The 1,081-nt window shown below is 54.6% G+C and carries 2 protein-coding genes; both read left to right on the top strand.

Features of this window, described 5'->3' with window-relative positions; translation table 11 throughout:
• Positions 1–17: 17 nt before the first annotated feature.
• Positions 18–578 (top strand): GNAT family N-acetyltransferase, encoded by a 561-nt coding sequence (locus AB4Z11_RS32380; RefSeq protein ID WP_442030377.1) that lies wholly within the window; start codon positions 18–20, stop codon positions 576–578.
• Between the two features lie 193 nt (positions 579–771).
• Positions 772–1,081 (top strand): hypothetical protein (locus AB4Z11_RS32385; protein WP_442030375.1); only part of this gene is annotated, 310 nt, incomplete at its 3' end.

The raw sequence follows: 1,081 nt of genomic DNA on the forward strand, positions 1-1,081 counted from the left end.
AAGGTATACCTTGTCCCATGAGAGAAGCAATTACACTTACTACGCGGCGCCTGCTGTTGCGAAAGTGGAGTGAGTCAGACCGCGCGCCGTTTGCCGCCATGAACGCTGACCCGGCTGTGATGGAATTTTTCCCGTCCGTGCAGTCGCGCGAAATGAGCGATGCCAGTATCAACCGCTGGCTTGAGCAATTCGCATCGCAGGGTTGGAGTAACTGGGCAGTGGAGCTTCGTGCGACGGGTGAATTCATCGGTTTTGTGGGCTTGTCCGTGCCGATACGCCGTCTGCCCTTCTCGCCTTGCGTCGAGATCGGTTGGCGTTTGGCTAAGCGTTATTGGGGCCAAGGATATGCCAGTGAAGCAGCTACGGCGGTGCTCGATTGCGGCTTCAATCGGCTTAAGTTGGAGGAAATCGTTTCCTTCACAGCACTAAGCAACCTGCGATCACGCGCTGTGATGGAACGTATCGGTATGTACAACACGCACGCCGACTTCGATCATCCGGCCTTGGGGGAAGGACATCCTTTGCGCAGGCATTGCCTTTACAGATTAAAGCGCGAGGAATTCCTTGCCCGCATTTAGGATGAAGAAGGTCGGGATTGCGAGGAGCCTCAACCCTGTCCCACTCTCGCTTTCGGACGAACGGAGCAGCTTGGTAACACCACGATTCTTCGTAACGACAGAATCGTGCTCCCGGCTTGTTGGCCACATTCGGCCAAAGGCGGCTCATAGTGTCTCGACGTAATGCACTGAATTAATTGAATGGGACTGATGTATGCCTAGAGGGACCCGCCTGAGGAATATTGCCATCGGTTTGTGCGGCTCATTCAATAGCCGGAACAACGATCTGAATGGTTACTGGGCAATCGGCAAACTACGTTCGCTGGCCGAGCAGTATGGTCGGACCACGGTAATACTTGATTTGCTGACGCTATCCATTCTTCCGTCATCGTCTGAATTCGCACCTGTATTGGCGCGCTATCGCCGTCTTCTTGAAAAGCTGGCGAATCTCTCGCGAATCGGACTAGAGGAAATCACGACGGCACGTGTCGCGCTTGACTTCGCACCCCCACCCTGGCCTAGGA

The sequence above is a fragment of the Pseudoduganella sp. RAF53_2 genome, from assembly GCF_052113985.1.
Lineage (GTDB): Bacteria > Pseudomonadota > Gammaproteobacteria > Burkholderiales > Burkholderiaceae_D > Rugamonas.

Excerpts from the sequence above, each read along its gene's own strand:
- AB4Z11_RS32380 (WP_442030377.1), top strand. The coding sequence starts at position 18 with ATGAGAGAAGCAATTACACTTACTACGCGGCGCCTGCTGTTGCGAAAG.